Raw genomic sequence first — 15,396 nt, forward strand, 5'->3', positions numbered from 1 at the left:
GGCGGCGTGCGTTAAATTGTCCGGTTGTGATCGCCGGTTGCGGCGGGGGCGCGCATGAAGCTGACGCGCCTTCGCCTTGTCGGCTTCAAGACCTTCGTCGAGCCGACCGAGTTCCTGATCGAGCCCGGCCTCACCGGCGTGGTGGGGCCGAACGGCTGCGGCAAGTCCAACCTGGTCGAGGCCCTGCGCTGGGTGATGGGCGAGAGCTCGTTCAAGAGCCTGCGCGCCTCCGGCATGGACGATGTCATCTTCTCAGGCTCCGGCAACCGCCCGAGCCGCAACACGGCGGAAGTCGCCCTCCTCGTCGACAACGGGTCCCGCACCGCTCCCGCCGCCTTCAACGACGCCGATCTCCTGGACGTCTCCCGCCGCATCGAGCGCGAGGCGGGCTCGACTTACCGCATCAACGGCCGGGAGGTCCGCGCTCGCGACGTACAGCTCCTGTTCGCCGACGCCGCAACGGGCGCGCGCTCGCCCGCCATGGTCCGCCAGGGCCAGATCGGCGAGATCATCGCCGCCAAGCCCCAGGCTCGACGCCGCATCCTGGAGGACGCGGCTGGAATCGCCGGCCTTCACTCGCGTCGGCATGAAGCCGAGATGCGGCTCAGATCCGCCGAGGAGAACCTGCTGCGCGTTGAGGACGTGCTGCAGCAGATCGATGGCCAGGTGGACAGCCTGAAGCGCCAGGCCCGCCAGGCGTCCCGGTACCGCACGGTGGCGGCCGACATCCGCAGGCTCGAGGCCCTGCTCCTTTATATCGGCTGGCGCGAGGCCCGCGACGCGGTCGCGGCCGCCGAGCGCAAGGTGGAGGAGGACCTGCGCCTCGTCGCCGAGCGCACCACCGCGCAGGGTCAGGCCGCGCGCGACCAGGCCGTGGCGGCGCACGCCGTGCCCGCGCTACGCGACGCCGAGGCTGCGGCCGCGGCCGCGCTTCAGCGCCTCCTGCTCGCCCGTGACAACCTGGACGCCGAGGAGAAGCGCGCCGGCGAGCGCGCGGTGGAGCTGGAGCGCCGCGCCTTCGAGCTCACCCGCGACCTGCAGCGCGAGCGCGCCCTGGTGGACGACGCCGCCGCCGCCCTGGAGCGCCTCGCCGCAGAGGAAGAGGGGCTGGACGAGGACTTCGGCGACGCGGCCGAGCAGCAGGCGGAAGCGCGCGAGCGCCTCGCGGAGCTGGAGGATGTCCTCTTCGATTCGGAAGCCGCCCTCGCGGCCGCCCAGTCCGCCTTGGCCGACCGCAACGCGCGCCGCGCCGCCGCCGAGCGCGCCATCAAGGAGGCGGAGGAGCGCGTCGCCCGCCTGTCGCGTGAGGCCGAGCGCGTCGGCCGCGACCTTGCGGCGCTGGACGTCAGCCTCGGCGGCGACGCCGACCTGGAGGCGCTCGAAGCCGAGATGGAGCAGGTGGCCGAGTCCTACGCGGAAGCCGAGGATCGCGCCCAGGCCGCCCGCGAGGCCCACGCCGACGCCCGAGAGCGCCGCGACCGCCTTAGAGGGCCCGCCCAGGAGGCCGACCGCAAGGCCCAGCGCCTCGAAACCGAGGCGCGCACGCTCGAGAAGATGCTGGCCGCCGACGCCGGCAAGGCTTGGCCGCGCGCCCTCGACGGGCTGACGGCCGAGCGCGGGTTCGAGACCGCGCTGGGCGCCGCGCTTGGCGACGATCTCGACGCCTCCGTCGACCCGGCTGCGCCGGCGCACTGGGCCGACACCGGGGCAGGGGAGGCGGACCCCGCGCTCCCGGCCGGCTGCTCGCCTTTGTCCGACCATGTCGAGGGCCCGCCGGCGCTGACGCGGCGCCTGCGCCAGATCGGCGTGGTCTCACGCGAGGACGGCCTGCGCCTGCGCGCCGAACTTCGTCCCGGCCAGCGTCTCGTCAGCCGCGAGGGCGACCTGTGGCGTTGGGACGGCTTCACCACCGCCGCCGAGGCGCCGACCCCCGCCGCGCGCCGCTTGGCCGAGCGCGCCCGCCTTTCCGACCTGAAGGCCGAGGCCGAGGCCGCCCGGGAGGCCGCCGAGTCGCTGCGCCACGAGGGCGATCTCGCCGAGGCGGCCGTGCGCGCGGCCGCGCAGGACGAAACCCTGAGCTTCGAGACGGTGCAGATGATGCGCCGTGGGCTCGACGCCGTGCGCGAGCGCCTCGCCGCCGCCCAGCGCCGCCGCGGAGAGGTCGCGGCCAAGCGCTCGGCGCTCGCCGAAGCCCATTCCCGCCTTTCCGCGGAGGCCGAGGAGGCCGAAGCCCGGCGTGAGCACCTGGCCCAGCAACTCGCGCTCATGCCCGGCGCGCCGGAGCTGGAAGCTGCCCTGGACAAGGCCAAGGCGCGCGCCGCCCAGGACCGCCAGGCGGCCAACGAAGCCCGCATCCTCGTGCAGACCATGCAGCGCGAGGTCGAGATGCGAGCCCGCCGCCGCCAGGCGATCGCGGCCGAGCGGCAGGCCTGGACCGAGCGCCGCACCCGCGCCGCCGGGCAGATCGACGAGGTCGAGCGCCGGCAGGCCGAACTGGAGGACGAGCGGGAAACGCTGCGCGACGCCCCGGAGCTCTTCCTGGAGAAGCGCCGCCAGATCCTGACCCAGATCGCCGAGGCCGAGAACGCCCGCAAGGCCGCGGGCGATCGGCTGGCCGAAGCCGCGCAGGCGCAGTCGGCCGCCGATCGCGTGGCCCAGGAGGCTCTCGCCGCTCTGGCCGCGGCCCGCGAGGAGAAGGTGCGTTCCGAATCGCGGCTGGAGGCCGCGCGCGATCGCTTCTCCGAGCTGGTGCGCGCCGTGGCGGAGCGGCTGGAGGTCACCCCCGACAGGTTGCCTGAGTTGAGCGGAGTGGCGCCGGGCGCTGAACTCCCCGACGCCGCATCGGTCGAGCGCCGCCTCGAATCGCTGCGAGGCGACCGCGAGCGCCTGGGGGCCGTGAACCTCCGGGCCGAGGAGGAACTCGCGGCTGTCGAGCAGCAGCGCGATTCGTTGAGCAGCGAGCGGGACGACCTCACCGAGGCCATCAAGCGCCTGCGCACGGCCATTCAGAGCCTGAACAAGGAAGGTCGGGAGCGCCTGCTGTCCGCCTTCGAGGTCGTCCAGGGTCACTTCGAGCGGCTGTTCACCAGCTTGTTCGGCGGCGGCACCGCGCAACTGGAGCTGATCGAGTCGGACGATCCCCTGGAGGCCGGCCTCGAGATCGTGGCCCGGCCGCCCGGCAAGAAGCCGCAGACCATGACGCTGCTCTCCGGCGGCGAGCAGGCTCTCACCGCCATCGCGTTGATCTTCGCGGTGTTCCTCACCAACCCGTCGCCGATCTGCGTGCTCGACGAGGTCGACGCGCCGCTCGACGATTCCAACGTCGAGCGCTACTGCGACCTGCTGCGCGAGATGGCCCAGAGCACCGAGACGCGTTTCCTCGTGATCACGCACAACCCCATCACCATGGCCAGGATGGACCGGCTGTTCGGCGTGACCATGGCCGAGCGGGGCGTCAGCCAGCTCGTGTCGGTCGACCTTGGGGTGGCCGAGAGGCTGGTCGCTGAGGCTGTGTGACGCTGATCGGTCCGGCGCGCGGGGCAAAGGCAGGCCGTGACGGGAGGAACGCGGTCCCTTGCAGCCCCATTGCAGCTCCTGTCCCATGCCTGCGGAAGACGCTTTCGGCGCGCGGCAGGTTCAACCAAGCCGCAACCTGTGCAAACCGCCATCCCATCCCTTCGTCGCACGGCCCGAAAACGAAGTTAAATCAGCAACATAGCCCCTCGTGCCGCATTCTTGACACCTGAGGGGCCGGAAACTATGGTGCGCGCGACTTTCAGGGGGGCGCCAGGGAGGCGCTCCGAGCCCGGGAGCGCGGCTTCGCCATGCCCAATGACGGAACGCCACACGGGAACGGGGACAAGTCCCGCGCCTCCGAGGACGTCGATCTCTCTGCCAGGCTTGAACGTCTGGGAAAGCGCCTTGACGAGGTCCGGTCGACGGGCCAGGAGCAGCGGCGCCCGACCGGGACGAGCGGGGGTGAACCCTCCGCGATGGGCAAGGCCTTCCGTTTGTCGACGGAATTCGTGGCCGGCATCATCGCTGGATGCGGTATCGGCTGGGCGGTTGACGCCATGGCGGGCTCCAAGCCTTGGGGGCTCATCGTGGGGACGATGCTGGGCTTCGGCGCCGGCGTCTGGAACGTGATGCGGGCGTCCGGCTTCACCAAGCCGCCGTCCAGGTAGGCCTGCCGGCTTCGCCGGCGGGATCGAGACGAACCAGCCGCCTCGGCGGCGACCAGCGTGGACCGCTCCCGGTCAGCGCGGAAACGAGAGAGAGCCAGACCGGCCATGGCCGATCCGATCCATCAGTTCCAGCTGAAGACCTACACGACCCTGGGCCACATCGGTCACACGGAGATCGCGTTCACCAACTCGTCGCTGTTCATGCTGATCGCGGTGGGTCTCATCACCATGTTCATGCTGTGGGGCACGAGCGGGCGCGGGCTGGTTCCGGGCCGCATCCAGTCCATGGTGGAGCTCTCCTACGAGTTCGTGGCCAATACAGTGCGAAGTTCGGCGGGCAACGAGGGGATGCGCTTTTTCCCCTTCGTGTTCTCGCTGTTCATGTTCGTGCTGATCCTGAACCTCGCGGGCCTCATCCCCTACAGCTTCACGGTCACCAGCCACATCATCATCACGGCCGCCCTGGCCGTGCTCGTGATCGGCGTGGTCATCGTCTACGGCTTCATGAAGCACGGGACGCACTTCCTCGGCCTCTTCGTGCCGGGCGGCGTGCCGCCGGTGATGCTCGCCATCCTGGTTCCCATCGAGGTGATCTCGTTCATCTCGCGTCCGATCAGCCTCTCGGTCCGTCTCTTCGCCAACATGCTGGCGGGCCACATTGCGCTGAAGATCTTTGCGGGCTTCATCGGCTCGCTGCTGGCGGCCGGCGCCTGGGGAATCATCTCCCCGCTGCCGCTGGCCCTGACGGTCGCCCTGACCGCCCTCGAAGTCCTTGTTGCGGTTCTCCAGGCCTACGTGTTCGCCACGCTGACCTCGATCTACCTCAACGACGCCCTCCACCCCGGCCACTGAGTTCCACCCCGGCCGGGACAATCCCTCCTACCTACCGATCCGACCTCAAGGAGTTTTCCATGGATCCCGTCGCTGCGAAGTACATTGGCGCTGGTCTGGCCTGCCTTGGCATGGCTGGCGCCGGCATCGGCCTCGGCAACCTGTTCGGCCAGTTCCTCTCGGGCGCCCTGCGCAACCCGTCTGCGGCCGACGGCCAGCGCGGCACCCTGCTGCTCGGCTTCGCCCTGACGGAAGCGCTCGGCATCTTCTCGCTGCTGATCGCGCTGCTCCTGCTCTTCGCCGTCTGATCGACGCTCGGCATTGCGCCGGCTGAGGCCGGCGGGCCGCCTCGCGCGGCGAATGCTCAGGTCGGTCGCCCTTCACGCGCCCGGAGCGGAAATCCCGCCCCGGGCGCGGCCTGAAAGGGCGCCCCCAGTTTTTCTGAGGTAAGTCATGGCGCAGACCACGCACGCTACCACTGAGGCGCATGGCGGAGCCCACGAGGCCGGCGGGGCTTTCCCCCCGTTCGACAGCAGCACCTTCGGCTCGCAGCTCGTTTGGCTGGCGATCGCCTTCGGCGCCCTGTACCTCCTGATGTCCAAGGTCGCGCTGCCGCGCGTGACCCGAATTCTTGACGAGCGTCACGGCAAGATCTCGAGCGACCTCGAGGCCGCCGCGAAGCTCAAGGCGCAGACGGACGAGGCCATCGCGACCTACGAAAAGGCCCTTGCCGACGCCCGCGCCAACGCTCAGGCGATCGCCGGCGAGACCCGCGACAAGCTCCAGGCGGAGACGGACGCCAAGCGCAAGGCGCTCGAGGCTGATCTCCACGGCAAGCTCGACGCGGCAGAACGCCAGATCGTCGAAGGCAAGGCCAAGGCCATGCAGAACGTCCGCGGCATCGCCGCCGACGCCACGTCCGTTATCGTCCAGCAGCTGGTCGGCCGCACTCCCTCGGCGGACGAAGTCGACGCCGCCGTCTCCCAGTCCATCGGCCAGTGAGGACGCATCATGCACCTGCTTTATGACGCCGAGTTCTGGGTCGCTGTCGCCTTCTTCATCTTCGTCGGTATCGTCTGGAAGGTCGGAGGCTTCAGCGCCATCGTGACCGGTCTCGACAAGCGTGGCGAGAAGATCCGCGCCGAGCTCGAGGACGCCCGCATCCTGCGCGAGGAAGCGCAAAAGGTGCTGGCGGACTACCAGAAGAAGCGCCAGGAGGCCGAGGCCGAGGCCGCGGAGATCGTCCGCACCGCCCGCGCCGAGGCCGAGCGCCTCGCCGAGGAGACCCAGGCCAAGCTGGCCGACTTCGTCGCCCGCCGCACCAAGATGGCCGAGCAGAAGATCGCCCAGGCCGAGGCCCAGGCCGCCGCCGACGTGCGCGCCGCCGCCGCCGAGGCCGCAGTCAAGGCTTCCGAGCAGATCCTGCGCAAGGACAGCGCCGTGAGCTCCGAGGCGCTGGTCGCCAAGGGCCTCTCCGAGGTTCGCTCCAAGCTCAACTGAGCCAGCAAGACAACACGCAAAACGGCCGCCTTCGGGCGGCCGTTTTCGTTTTGGGAGGGCGTCGCGCCCTACGAGCCGTCCTTGCGAGCGAAGCGAAGCAATCCAGGAAGACTGGCTACTGGCTGTGCCGGGGAGGGCGGTGGTTCACCCGTCGAGCGCGGCCCGGATCATCTTGAAGTCCCGCCAGGCCAGGCGCTTCTGCAGCGGCTGCCGGAGCAGATAGGCCGGGTGCAGGGTCGCGATCGCTTTCACGCGGCGCGATCCGGCGTTGTACTCCATCCAGCGCCCCCGCGTGCGCTGGATCCCGTCCTTCACCCCCAGCAACCCCTGCGCGGACGGGCCTCCGAGGCAGACCAGGACCTCGGCCTTCGAGAGCTCGATCTGGCGCGCGATGAAGGGTTGGCAGACGGCGAATTCCTGCGGCGTCGGGGTTCGGTTCCCCGGAGGCCGCCACGGGATGATGTTGGCGACGTAGACCTGTGTGCGATCCATGCCGATGGCGGCCAGCATGCGGTCGAGCAACTGGCCTGACCGGCCCACGAAGGGCAGGCCTGTCCGATCCTCCTCGGCCCCCGGCGCTTCGCCCACGAACATCACGCGGCCTTCGGGATTGCCATCCGCAAACACCAGGCTGCGTGCGGTGAGCTTCAGCGCGCAGCCCTCAAATTTCTCCAGCAAGCCCCGCAACTCGTCGAGCGACTGCGCGGAGCGGGCCAGCATGCGGGCCTCGGCGGCCACGTCGTCGGCCGCCGACGATGCGCCGGCGAAGCCCACCGGCCGCGCCACCTCCGGTGTGGGGGACGGAGCGGCGTCCCGCCGCGGCGTTTGCGGCGCCTCGGCGAAGCGGTCGTGCGGGTCGTCGTCGACCAGCGCGTCGACGCCCATGGCCGCATACCAGGCCAGCAGGTCGGCCGCGGCGACGCCTCTGTCGATGTCAGGGAATTCCATGTGGCGATTGTAGCGGCCTGTTCCGCGCGAAACCAGCGCTTCGGCCTATGGCGTTGGCTGCATGCCTTTGTTACTTCAGGGCGCAGAAGCGCGCGCACTGGGGGCGAGCGCCCGGCAGGTCGTCTTCGTGCGTAACGATGCGGCCCGCGAGGCAAGCCGTAGGGCTGAACGAGGGTGACGATGGATCTGGCCGAGGCTCAGGCCATGCCCCGCGAGGGCATGGATTACGACGTGGTGATCGTGGGCGCCGGCCCGGCCGGCCTCTCGGCGGCGATCCGTCTCAAGCAACTGAACCCAGACCTCGGCGTGGTCGTGGTTGAGAAAGGCTCCGAGGTGGGCGCCCATATCCTCTCGGGCGCGGTGATCGACCCGATCGGGCTCGACCGCCTGATCCCCGACTGGCGCGAGGATCCCGACGCGCCGCTCAAGACGCCCGTGACGGACGATCGCTTTTACGTGCTCGGCCCGGCCGGCGGCGTGCGGTTGCCCAATGCGCTGATGCCGGGCCTGATGTCGAACCACGGCGCCTACATCGCCTCGCTGGGCAACGTCGCCCGCTGGCTCGGGGCGCGGGCCGAGGCGCTCGGGGTGGAGATCTACCCGGGCTTCGCCGCCGCCGAGGTGCTGTACGGCGACAACGGCGAGGTGGTTGGCGTCGCCACGGGCGACATGGGCGTGTCAAAGACGGGCGACGTGAAGGACGGCTTCACCCGTGGCATGGAGCTGCGTGGCAAGTACGTGCTCTTCGGCGAGGGCGCCCGCGGCAGCCTCAGCAAGCAGTTGATCAAGCGCTTCGCCCTGGACGCCGATCGCGAGCCGCAGAAATTCGGCATCGGCCTGAAGGAGCTCTGGCAGGTGGCGCCGGAGAAGCACCGGCCCGGCCTCGTCCAGCACAGCTTCGGCTGGCCACTGGACATGAAGACGGGAGGCGGCTCCTTCCTCTATCATTTCGAGGACAACCTCGTGGCCGTGGGCTTCGTGGTCCACCTCAACTACGAGAACCCGACCCTCTCGCCCTTCGACGAGTTCCAGCGCTTCAAGCAGCACCCGCTGGTTCGCGACACCTTCGTGGGCGGCAAGCGCATCAGCTATGGCGCCCGCGCCATCACGGAGGGCGGCTGGCAATCCGTGCCGAAGCTGTCCTTCCCGGGTGGCGCCCTCATCGGTTGCGCGGCCGGCTTCGTAAACGTCCCGCGCATCAAGGGCTCCCACAACGCGGTGCTCTCCGGCATGCTTTGCGCCGAACACGTCGTTGCGGCGCTGGCGGAGGGCCGGGCCAATGACGAGTTGAGGAGCTACGAGGACGCCTGGCGCGAAAGCGCCATCGGCAAGGACCTCAAGCGGGTCCGCAACGTCAAGCCGCTCTGGTCGAAGTTCGGAACCGCGGTGGGCGTCGCCCTTGGCGGTCTGGACATGTGGACCAACCAGCTCTTCGGCGGGTCGTTCTTCGGCACGCTGAAGCACGGCAAGCCCGACTACGCTTCGCTCAAGCGAATCGACCAGGTGAAGCCGATCACCTATCCGAAGCCCGACGGCGTCGTGTCCTTCGACAAGCTGTCCTCGGTGTTCCTCTCGGCCACCAACCACGAAGAGGACCAGCCCTCCCACCTCCGGCTGACCGATCCCTCGATTCCGGTCGACCGGAACCTGCCGCTCTACGGCGAGCCGGCCCGGCTGTATTGCCCGGCAGGCGTCTACGAAGTGGTCTACGCGGATCCCGAGGCCAGGACCGACCCCCGCTTCGTGATCAACGCCCAGAACTGCGTGCACTGCAAAACCTGCGACATCAAGGACCCGTCGCAGAACATCACCTGGGTCACGCCCGAGGGCGGCGGCGGCCCGAACTACCCGAACATGTGATCGTCGCAGCGAGGAGCGCAGCAACGAGACCGCGAGGAGGGCGGGCGCCTGCCGCCTGCCTTCCCGCGCCCGGATCGCCGAGACACAGGCGGTTACTTGCCCCCGCTCCCGGCTTGCCCGCGCCCCGCAAAAACGCCATGTTGCGGCACCACAAAGCCCGTCCTGAAATCACGGTCGCTCCGCGACGCGGCGCGACGATCGAAAGCGATGACAGCGTGACGATTGCGACCTCCCGCCTTCCTCTTCACCGCATTCGCCCGCTGCTCGCCGCAGTCGCCCTGATCGCGGGCTGCGCCGCCGCGCAGGCGCGCAGCGGGCAGAGCTATTCCGACGCCGTCGACGCCGGGAATACGCTGTCAGGCAACTACCTGTCCGCCGTGGTCGCCGGGGCGGCCCGCGACACCAGCGCGGCGGCCTTTTTCTACCGCGAGGCCCTGCGGGACGATCCGCGCAGCGCCGACCTCACGGAGCGCGCCTTCGTGTCGCTGCTGGCCGAGGGCTCCTACGCCGAGGCGACGAAGCTCGCCGAGCGGCTGACCACCGGCAAGGACGCGCGCAATACCCTGGCCCAGCTTGTGCTCGGCGTCCGGGACATCAAGGCGCGCCAGTTCACCAAGGCCCGCCAGCGCTTCTCCTCGGGCGGCCGCAACCGCGCCGCCGACCTCACAGCCACGCTCCTGACGGCCTGGAGTTGGCTCGGCTCCAACGACCTCAAGAAGGCGCTCGCCACCGTCGACACGGTGAAGGGCGAGGACTCGATCGCCGTCTTCCGCAATTACCATGCGGGCCTGATCGCGGCCGTGGGCGGCGACAAGGTGGAGGCCGAGAAGCGGCTCAAGGCCGCGTACGACGCCGAAAGCCGCACTCTGCGCATGGTGGACGTGTACGGTCGCTTCCTGTCCCGCATCGGCAAGCAGAAGGAAGCGCTCGAGGTCTACCGCAACTTCGACAAGCTGATGCCGCGGCACCCGATCGTGACGGCCGCGATCGCGACCCTTGAGGCCGGCGGCACGCTCGACCCGGCCGTGGGCAATGTTCCGGCCGGGGTGGCGGAGGTCCTCTACGGGCTCGGCGCCGCCGGGAACCGGACAGGCGATGAACTCGCCGCCATGATCTACCTGCGGCTCTCGCTCTGGCTGGAGGAGAACAACGGCCTCGCCATCATCACCCTTGCGGACATCTACGACCGCATGAAGCAGGGCGAGCGCGCCAATGACACCTACGACATGGTGCCGCAGGATTCGCCCCTGCGCCGCAGCGCGGACATCCAGATCGCGCTGAACCTCGAGCAGCTCGACCGCAAGGACGACGCGATCAAGCAGCTCCAGGGCGTCGTCGAGAAGAACCCCAAGGATGTCGAGGCGCTGACCGCGCTCGGCAACGTGTATCGCTCGCGCAAGGACTTCGCCCAGGCGGCGGAGATTTACACGAGGGCGATCGACGCCCTGGGGACCCCGGACCAGGGCAACTGGACCCTGTTCTATTTCCGCGGCATCTCGCTCGAGCGCACCAAGCACTGGGACAAGGCCGAAGCGGACTTCAAGAAGGCGCTGGAGCTCTACCCCGAGCAGCCCCTGGTCCTGAACTATCTGGGATACTCCTGGGTCGACCAGAACATGAACCTCGACCAGGCCTTCAAGATGCTGAAGCGCGCCGTCGAACAGCGGCCGACGGACGGGTACATCGTCGACAGCCTCGGCTGGGCCCATTACCGCCTGGGCCAGTACGATGAAGCCGTGCGCATCCTGGAGCGCGCCATCGAACTCAAGCCGTCCGACCCGGTGATCAACGACCACCTGGGCGACGCCTACTGGCGGGTCGGCCGCCGGCTCGAGGCCAAGTTCCAGTGGAACCACGCCCGCGACCTGAAGCCGGAGCCGGAGGATCTGCCCAAGATCCTCGAGAAGATCGAGAAGGGCCTCCCGGACGAAAAGCCCGCCGCCGAGGCGGAGCAGAAGCAGTCGGAGCCGAAGCCCGAGCGCAAGACGAACGGCGGCTGATCCGATGACACGGGCCGGCGCGCCGCCCGGCGCCGCGGCCCTGTCCGAGAAGGCGCCCGCCAAGGTCAACCTGGCGCTGCACGTCCTCGGGCGCCGGGCCGACGGCTACCATTCCCTATCGAGTCTGGTGGCTTTCGCGGGCGCGGCCGACCTGCTGGCCTTCGCGCCGGATCCTGAACTGTCGCTGACCGTTGCAGGGCCGACCGCCAGGGCCGCAGGCCCCGCGGAAGACAACCTCATCCTCCGCGCCGCCCGCAACCTCGCCGCCTGCAGGCCGGGCGTGAAACTGGGCTCGTTTTCGCTCACCAAGCGCCTGCCGGTCGCGGCCGGAATCGGCGGCGGCTCTTCCGATGCGGCCGCGGCGCTCCGCTTGCTGGCGCGCGCCAACGATATTCCGCCGGACCATCCCGCGCTGGTCGAGGCTGCGCGCTTAACCGGCGCTGATGTGCCCGTCTGCCTGCGCCCCCAGATGCGCATGATGGAGGGGGCCGGCGAGGTGGTCGGGCCCCCGCTCGGGCTGCCGCCGTTGTTCGCCGTCCTGGTGAACCCGCGCGTTCCAGTGGAGACGCCAAGCATCTTCCGGGAATTGGGCTTGGAGCGGGGCGGGGAGTTCACGATCCAGGGCGAACCGGCGCGCCCCGTCATTCCGCCTGGAGGGAGCGGCACTCGCGCGGACCTCGTGGCGGCCCTGGCGTCCCTGCGCAACGACCTTGAGCGGCCCGCCATTGCGGTCGCGCCCGTGATCGCCGAAGTGCTGGCGGCGCTTCGGGGCACGGCGGACTGCGCCCTGGCCCGCATGTCAGGTTCCGGGGCGACGTGCTTCGGCCTCTACCCGGACTGTCACGCCGCCGCGAGGGCCGCCCACGCCCTCCGGGCCAAGCAGCCGGACTGGTGGATCAGCGCAACGCTTCTTCGTTGACCCAGGAGCGCGTGGCGAGCTGGCGGGCCTGAAGCCGGGGCCGCTCAGTGCGATCGAGCGATGCAGAAGTCCACGGCCTCGATCATGGCGCGCTTCATGGGGCTGTCCTGGAACAGCGCCAGCGCGTCCTTGGCCATGGCCCCGTAGTGGCGCGCCCGCTCCACCGTGTCCTCGATGGCCCGATGCTTGCGCATGATGGCGATCGCCTGCTCGAGGTCGGCGTCGGAGGCCTCGCTCTTCTCCAGCGTGCGCTTCCAGAAGAGCCGCTCGTCCTCGCTGCCGCGCCGGAAGGACAGCACCACGGGAAGCGTGATCTTGCCTTCCCGGAAGTCGTCCCCGACCTTCTTGCCGAGGTTGGCGCTGAGGCCGCCATAGTCCAGCGCGTCGTCGATGAGCTGGAAGGCGATGCCGAGATTGGCGCCGTAGCTCCGGCAGGCCGTCTGTTCGGCCTTGGCGCGGCCAGCGATGATGGGCCCGACCTCGCAGGCGGCGGCGAACAGGGCCGCCGTCTTGCCGCGGATCACCGCGAGATACTCGTCCTCGGTGGTCTCGGTGTTCTTGGCCGCGGCGAGTTGCATCACCTCGCCCTCGGCGATGACGGCCGCGGCGGTGGACAGCACGTCGAGGGCCTGCAGCGAGCCGACTTCCACCATCATCTTGAAGGCCTGGCCGAGCAGGAAGTCGCCCACGAGCACGCTCGCCTCGTTGCCCCACAGCATGCGGGCGGCGAGCTTCCCACGGCGCATCTCGCTGCCGTCCACGACGTCGTCATGCAGCAGCGTGGCGGTGTGCATGAACTCCACGGCGGCGGCGAGCTTCATGTCCCCGTCGCCCTGGTAGGCGCAGAGCGCGCTGGTCGCCAGCGTCAGCATGGGCCGCAGGCGCTTGCCGCCGGAGTTGATGAGGTGCTTGGCGATCTCGGGGATCAGCATCACGTCGGAGCCGACGCGGGCCAGAATGAGCTGGTTCACCCTCTCCATGCCCGGCGCGGTGAGCTTGACCAGCGGTTCGATGCTTGGCGCGCCTGCACCGCCTGCGGACGGCTGCTTGCCGTCGAGGGAAACCACGACACCCACGTCCAAAACCTTTCTCCAGGCCCGGTTCCGCGCCCCAAACGCGCAACCTTGCCGATCGACGCCGCCTCGGTAGCACGGACGCGGCGCCGCGCCAATGTGGGAACCTGCCATGGCCCAAGCCCTTGCCGCAACTTGCCCCGATGCCGCACAAAGGCAGTGCGCATGGGCGCGATGGAGGGCACATGCGGGAAATCCTGCGCACCAACGACCTGGTCCTGATCTCGCTGGTGGAGGCGCTGCTCGGCGGGGCCGAGGTGCCGTACTTCGTGGCCGACGCCCATGTCAGCGCGATGGAAGGCGGCATCGCAGCTTTTCCTCGCCGGGTTCTCGTGCCTGAGGACGCCGAACGCCAGGCGCGCCGAATCCTGAAGGACGCCGGGCTCGGCGGCGAACTGAAGCCCGAGGGCGGCCATGGGCTCTGACGCGGGCGCCGTCGCGACGGATCGCCTGCTCGGCGGACGTCTGCTCCTGCGCCAGCCTGCGCAAGGCCACCGGGCCGGCACGGACGCCGTGCTGCTTGCCGCGGCCGCGCCCGAGACTCCGGCTGGAGATGTCGTGGACCTTGGCGCAGCCACGGGCGCCGTTGGGCTGGCGCTCGCGATGCGGGCGCCGGAAGCCCGTGTTCGCCTGGTCGAGATCGATCCGGCGCTGGCCGAAATCGCGACCGAAAACGTCCGGCTCAACGATGTGCAGGGGAGGGTGACGGTTTGCGCGACGGACGCGCTCGCCGCCGCCGCCCGGAAAGCCGCTGGCCTGGAGGATGGGTCCGCCGACCTGGTCCTGACCAACCCGCCTTACCTCGATGCAGCCCGGGCGCGGTCGTCGCCGCATGCCGGTCGCGCGCTGGCCCATGTGATGCCGGAAGGCGGCCTCGCGGCCTGGATCAAGGCGGCGGTGAAACTGTTGCGTCCGAAGGGGATCCTGATCGCGATTCACCGCGCCGACGCCACGCCGGCGCTGCTGGCTGCCTGCGAAAGGCGTCTCGGCGCGATCTCGGTGCTTCCCGTTCACCCCCGGGCGAATCAGCCGGCCTCCCGCGTGCTGCTGCGCGCCGTCAAGGGGAGCCGCGGGCCCTTCACGCTGCATCCGGGACTGGTCTTGCACGACGCAGGCGGAGCCTTCACGCCGCTCGCCGAAGCGGTGCACCGGGGCGAGGCGCTCGTACCCTGGTGACAAACGAAAACCGGCCCGCGAGGGGCCGGCTTCCTGTCCAATGCGCGGGCGCTCTCACCAACGGCGAACGCAAACCCGGCGCGGCCCGTAGTAGGTGTAGCGCACACGGCAGACCACGCGCGGCCGATACACCGGCCGATAGTAGTAGCGCGGACGGTAGTAGTACCGCGGCCGATAGTAATGCCGGTGGTAATAGCCACGGTGGTAGTACTGCGTTTTCGCGCTCAGGTCTGGCGCCTGCCGGTCAAGCTGGACCGCCGCGGCAGGATTGACTGCGGCGGCGTTGGCTGACTGCGGAGCGAACGAGAACGCGAGAAACAGCGCAAAGACGCCGCTGAGGAAAAGGCCGAGTCGCTTCATCCCTGTGGTCCTCCGAACCTTGCTGTCGGTTCGTTATACCACAGGTCAAACTCGGGCTTTATGAGGGCGAAAGCGATTTTTGCGGTCTCGGTTAAGTCTCTCGCCTGGTCGCGCGATCAGCGCGCCGCCTGCCGGGCCGTGCAACGCTGTCCTTTGGGCTCGCCGTAACCCGTCGCGACCACCCGCACGGCCGGTCCGCACACCTGCGCGGACCCTGGAAGGCGCGCAGCGTTCTCCATGTCGGCGCGCAGCTCGGCGACGGGGGTGGGTACGGGCACGGGCGCGGGCTGGCGCGCCGAGGCGGCGTCGATGGCCACCATCGCAGCGGGGGTGATCGCCAGGGCCAGACCGGCGAGTCCGAGAATGGATTTCAGCGACATGTGAGCCTCCCAGCAATGCCCGTTCGGGCTTGGGCGGCACCATGGGACCACAACCCAATCACTGCGGTGCGTCAGCGCACACGCGCAGGGCGTAGCACGAAAGACAGGGCGTCCTTGACCCGCCTCGGCCCCCTGCATAGGGTCGCGCCGACTTCGCCAACCTCT

General features: G+C 69.6%; 15 protein-coding genes. 11 read left to right on the top strand and 4 right to left on the bottom strand.

Annotated elements, in window-relative coordinates; genetic code table 11:
* Positions 1-54: 54 nt before the first annotated feature.
* The 6 genes from smc to SLNSH_RS12980 all read left to right on the top strand — a co-directional run bounded on the left by smc (position 55) and on the right by SLNSH_RS12980 (position 6,515).
* The gene (gene smc / locus SLNSH_RS12955; protein ID WP_106337418.1) at positions 55-3,516 is read left to right on the top strand and encodes a chromosome segregation protein SMC; all 3,462 of its coding nucleotides are present in this window, start codon (positions 55-57) and stop codon (positions 3,514-3,516) included.
* Between the two features lie 308 nt (positions 3,517-3,824).
* On the top strand, positions 3,825-4,184 hold the full coding sequence (locus tag SLNSH_RS12960) for an AtpZ/AtpI family protein (RefSeq protein ID WP_106337419.1): 360 nt from the start codon (positions 3,825-3,827) through the stop codon (positions 4,182-4,184).
* A gap of 105 nt (positions 4,185-4,289) precedes the next feature.
* Positions 4,290-5,036: a F0F1 ATP synthase subunit A gene (locus SLNSH_RS12965; protein WP_106337420.1), complete on the top strand. Its 747-nt coding sequence runs from the start codon at positions 4,290-4,292 to the stop codon at positions 5,034-5,036.
* A 59-nt stretch (positions 5,037-5,095) separates the two neighbouring features.
* Positions 5,096-5,323 carry a F0F1 ATP synthase subunit C gene (locus tag SLNSH_RS12970; RefSeq protein WP_091831801.1) on the top strand — a complete coding sequence of 76 codons (228 nt, stop codon included), beginning with the start codon at positions 5,096-5,098 and terminating at the stop codon, positions 5,321-5,323.
* 145 nt (positions 5,324-5,468) lie between these two features.
* On the top strand, positions 5,469-6,017 hold the full coding sequence (locus SLNSH_RS12975; RefSeq protein ID WP_106337421.1) for a F0F1 ATP synthase subunit B: 549 nt from the start codon (positions 5,469-5,471) through the stop codon (positions 6,015-6,017).
* A gap of 9 nt (positions 6,018-6,026) precedes the next feature.
* Entirely contained in the window at positions 6,027-6,515 is a 489-nt protein-coding gene (locus tag SLNSH_RS12980) for a F0F1 ATP synthase subunit B family protein (protein ID WP_196240254.1), read from the top strand.
* A gap of 144 nt (positions 6,516-6,659) precedes the next feature.
* Here the strand turns inward: SLNSH_RS12980 and SLNSH_RS12985 are convergent, their stop codons facing one another.
* The gene (locus SLNSH_RS12985) at positions 6,660-7,463 is read right to left on the bottom strand and encodes a uracil-DNA glycosylase (protein WP_106337422.1); all 804 of its coding nucleotides are present in this window, start codon (positions 7,461-7,463) and stop codon (positions 6,660-6,662) included.
* A gap of 180 nt (positions 7,464-7,643) precedes the next feature.
* On the opposite strand from SLNSH_RS12985, the gene SLNSH_RS12990 reads away from it, so the two are divergent.
* The 3 genes from SLNSH_RS12990 (at position 7,644) to SLNSH_RS13000 (ending at position 12,242) form a co-directional block, all read left to right on the top strand.
* Positions 7,644-9,323, top strand: coding sequence for an electron transfer flavoprotein-ubiquinone oxidoreductase (locus SLNSH_RS12990; RefSeq protein WP_245422321.1), 1,680 nt, complete (start codon positions 7,644-7,646; stop codon positions 9,321-9,323).
* 215 nt (positions 9,324-9,538) lie between these two features.
* Positions 9,539-11,323: a tetratricopeptide repeat protein gene (locus SLNSH_RS12995; RefSeq protein ID WP_245422323.1), complete on the top strand. Its 1,785-nt coding sequence runs from the start codon at positions 9,539-9,541 to the stop codon at positions 11,321-11,323.
* A 4-nt stretch (positions 11,324-11,327) separates the two neighbouring features.
* Positions 11,328-12,242, top strand: coding sequence for a 4-(cytidine 5'-diphospho)-2-C-methyl-D-erythritol kinase (locus SLNSH_RS13000; RefSeq protein ID WP_106337424.1), 915 nt, complete (start codon positions 11,328-11,330; stop codon positions 12,240-12,242).
* 44 nt (positions 12,243-12,286) lie between these two features.
* Here SLNSH_RS13000 and SLNSH_RS13005 read toward each other — a convergent pair whose 3' ends face one another.
* On the bottom strand, positions 12,287-13,318 hold the full coding sequence (locus SLNSH_RS13005; RefSeq protein WP_425352995.1) for a polyprenyl synthetase family protein: 1,032 nt from the start codon (positions 13,316-13,318) through the stop codon (positions 12,287-12,289).
* A 182-nt stretch (positions 13,319-13,500) separates the two neighbouring features.
* Between SLNSH_RS13005 and SLNSH_RS13010 the strand changes: the two genes are divergently transcribed.
* Complete coding sequence (locus tag SLNSH_RS13010) at positions 13,501-13,740, top strand: putative signal transducing protein (RefSeq protein ID WP_106337425.1); 240 nt, start codon at positions 13,501-13,503, stop codon at positions 13,738-13,740.
* Entirely contained in the window at positions 13,730-14,491 is a 762-nt protein-coding gene (locus SLNSH_RS13015) for a tRNA1(Val) (adenine(37)-N6)-methyltransferase (protein WP_106337426.1), read from the top strand. Before SLNSH_RS13010 ends, SLNSH_RS13015 begins: the two co-directional genes overlap by 11 nt.
* Before the next feature lie 54 nt (positions 14,492-14,545).
* On the opposite strand, the gene SLNSH_RS13020 is transcribed toward SLNSH_RS13015, so the two are convergent.
* Both SLNSH_RS13020 and SLNSH_RS13025 read right to left on the bottom strand, forming a co-directional pair.
* Positions 14,546-14,851, bottom strand: a complete 306-nt coding sequence (locus SLNSH_RS13020; protein ID WP_196240255.1) for a hypothetical protein — start codon at positions 14,849-14,851, stop codon at positions 14,546-14,548.
* A 116-nt stretch (positions 14,852-14,967) separates the two neighbouring features.
* The gene (locus SLNSH_RS13025) at positions 14,968-15,231 is read right to left on the bottom strand and encodes a hypothetical protein (RefSeq protein ID WP_106337427.1); all 264 of its coding nucleotides are present in this window, start codon (positions 15,229-15,231) and stop codon (positions 14,968-14,970) included.
* Positions 15,232-15,396: the final 165 nt, after the last annotated feature.

It is taken from the genome of Alsobacter soli (assembly GCF_003004785.1).
Taxonomy (GTDB): Bacteria; Pseudomonadota; Alphaproteobacteria; order Rhizobiales; family Beijerinckiaceae; genus Alsobacter; species Alsobacter soli.

Excerpts from the sequence above, each read along its gene's own strand:
- SLNSH_RS13020 (WP_196240255.1), bottom strand. The coding sequence starts at position 14,851 with ATGAAGCGACTCGGCCTTTTCCTCAGCGGCGTCTTTGCGCTGTTTCTC.
- SLNSH_RS12970 (WP_091831801.1), top strand. The coding sequence starts at position 5,096 with ATGGATCCCGTCGCTGCGAAGTACATTGGCGCTGGTCTGGCCTGCCTT.
- SLNSH_RS13025 (WP_106337427.1), bottom strand. The coding sequence starts at position 15,231 with ATGTCGCTGAAATCCATTCTCGGACTCGCCGGTCTGGCCCTGGCGATC.
- SLNSH_RS12965 (WP_106337420.1), top strand. The coding sequence starts at position 4,290 with ATGGCCGATCCGATCCATCAGTTCCAGCTGAAGACCTACACGACCCTG.
- SLNSH_RS12960 (WP_106337419.1), top strand. The coding sequence starts at position 3,825 with ATGCCCAATGACGGAACGCCACACGGGAACGGGGACAAGTCCCGCGCC.
- SLNSH_RS12985 (WP_106337422.1), bottom strand. The coding sequence starts at position 7,463 with ATGGAATTCCCTGACATCGACAGAGGCGTCGCCGCGGCCGACCTGCTG.
- SLNSH_RS13010 (WP_106337425.1), top strand. The coding sequence starts at position 13,501 with ATGCGGGAAATCCTGCGCACCAACGACCTGGTCCTGATCTCGCTGGTG.
- SLNSH_RS13015 (WP_106337426.1), top strand. The coding sequence starts at position 13,730 with ATGGGCTCTGACGCGGGCGCCGTCGCGACGGATCGCCTGCTCGGCGGA.
- SLNSH_RS12990 (WP_245422321.1), top strand. The coding sequence starts at position 7,644 with ATGGATCTGGCCGAGGCTCAGGCCATGCCCCGCGAGGGCATGGATTAC.
- SLNSH_RS12975 (WP_106337421.1), top strand. The coding sequence starts at position 5,469 with ATGGCGCAGACCACGCACGCTACCACTGAGGCGCATGGCGGAGCCCAC.
- SLNSH_RS12980 (WP_196240254.1), top strand. The coding sequence starts at position 6,027 with ATGCACCTGCTTTATGACGCCGAGTTCTGGGTCGCTGTCGCCTTCTTC.
- smc (WP_106337418.1), top strand. The coding sequence starts at position 55 with ATGAAGCTGACGCGCCTTCGCCTTGTCGGCTTCAAGACCTTCGTCGAG.
- SLNSH_RS13000 (WP_106337424.1), top strand. The coding sequence starts at position 11,328 with ATGACACGGGCCGGCGCGCCGCCCGGCGCCGCGGCCCTGTCCGAGAAG.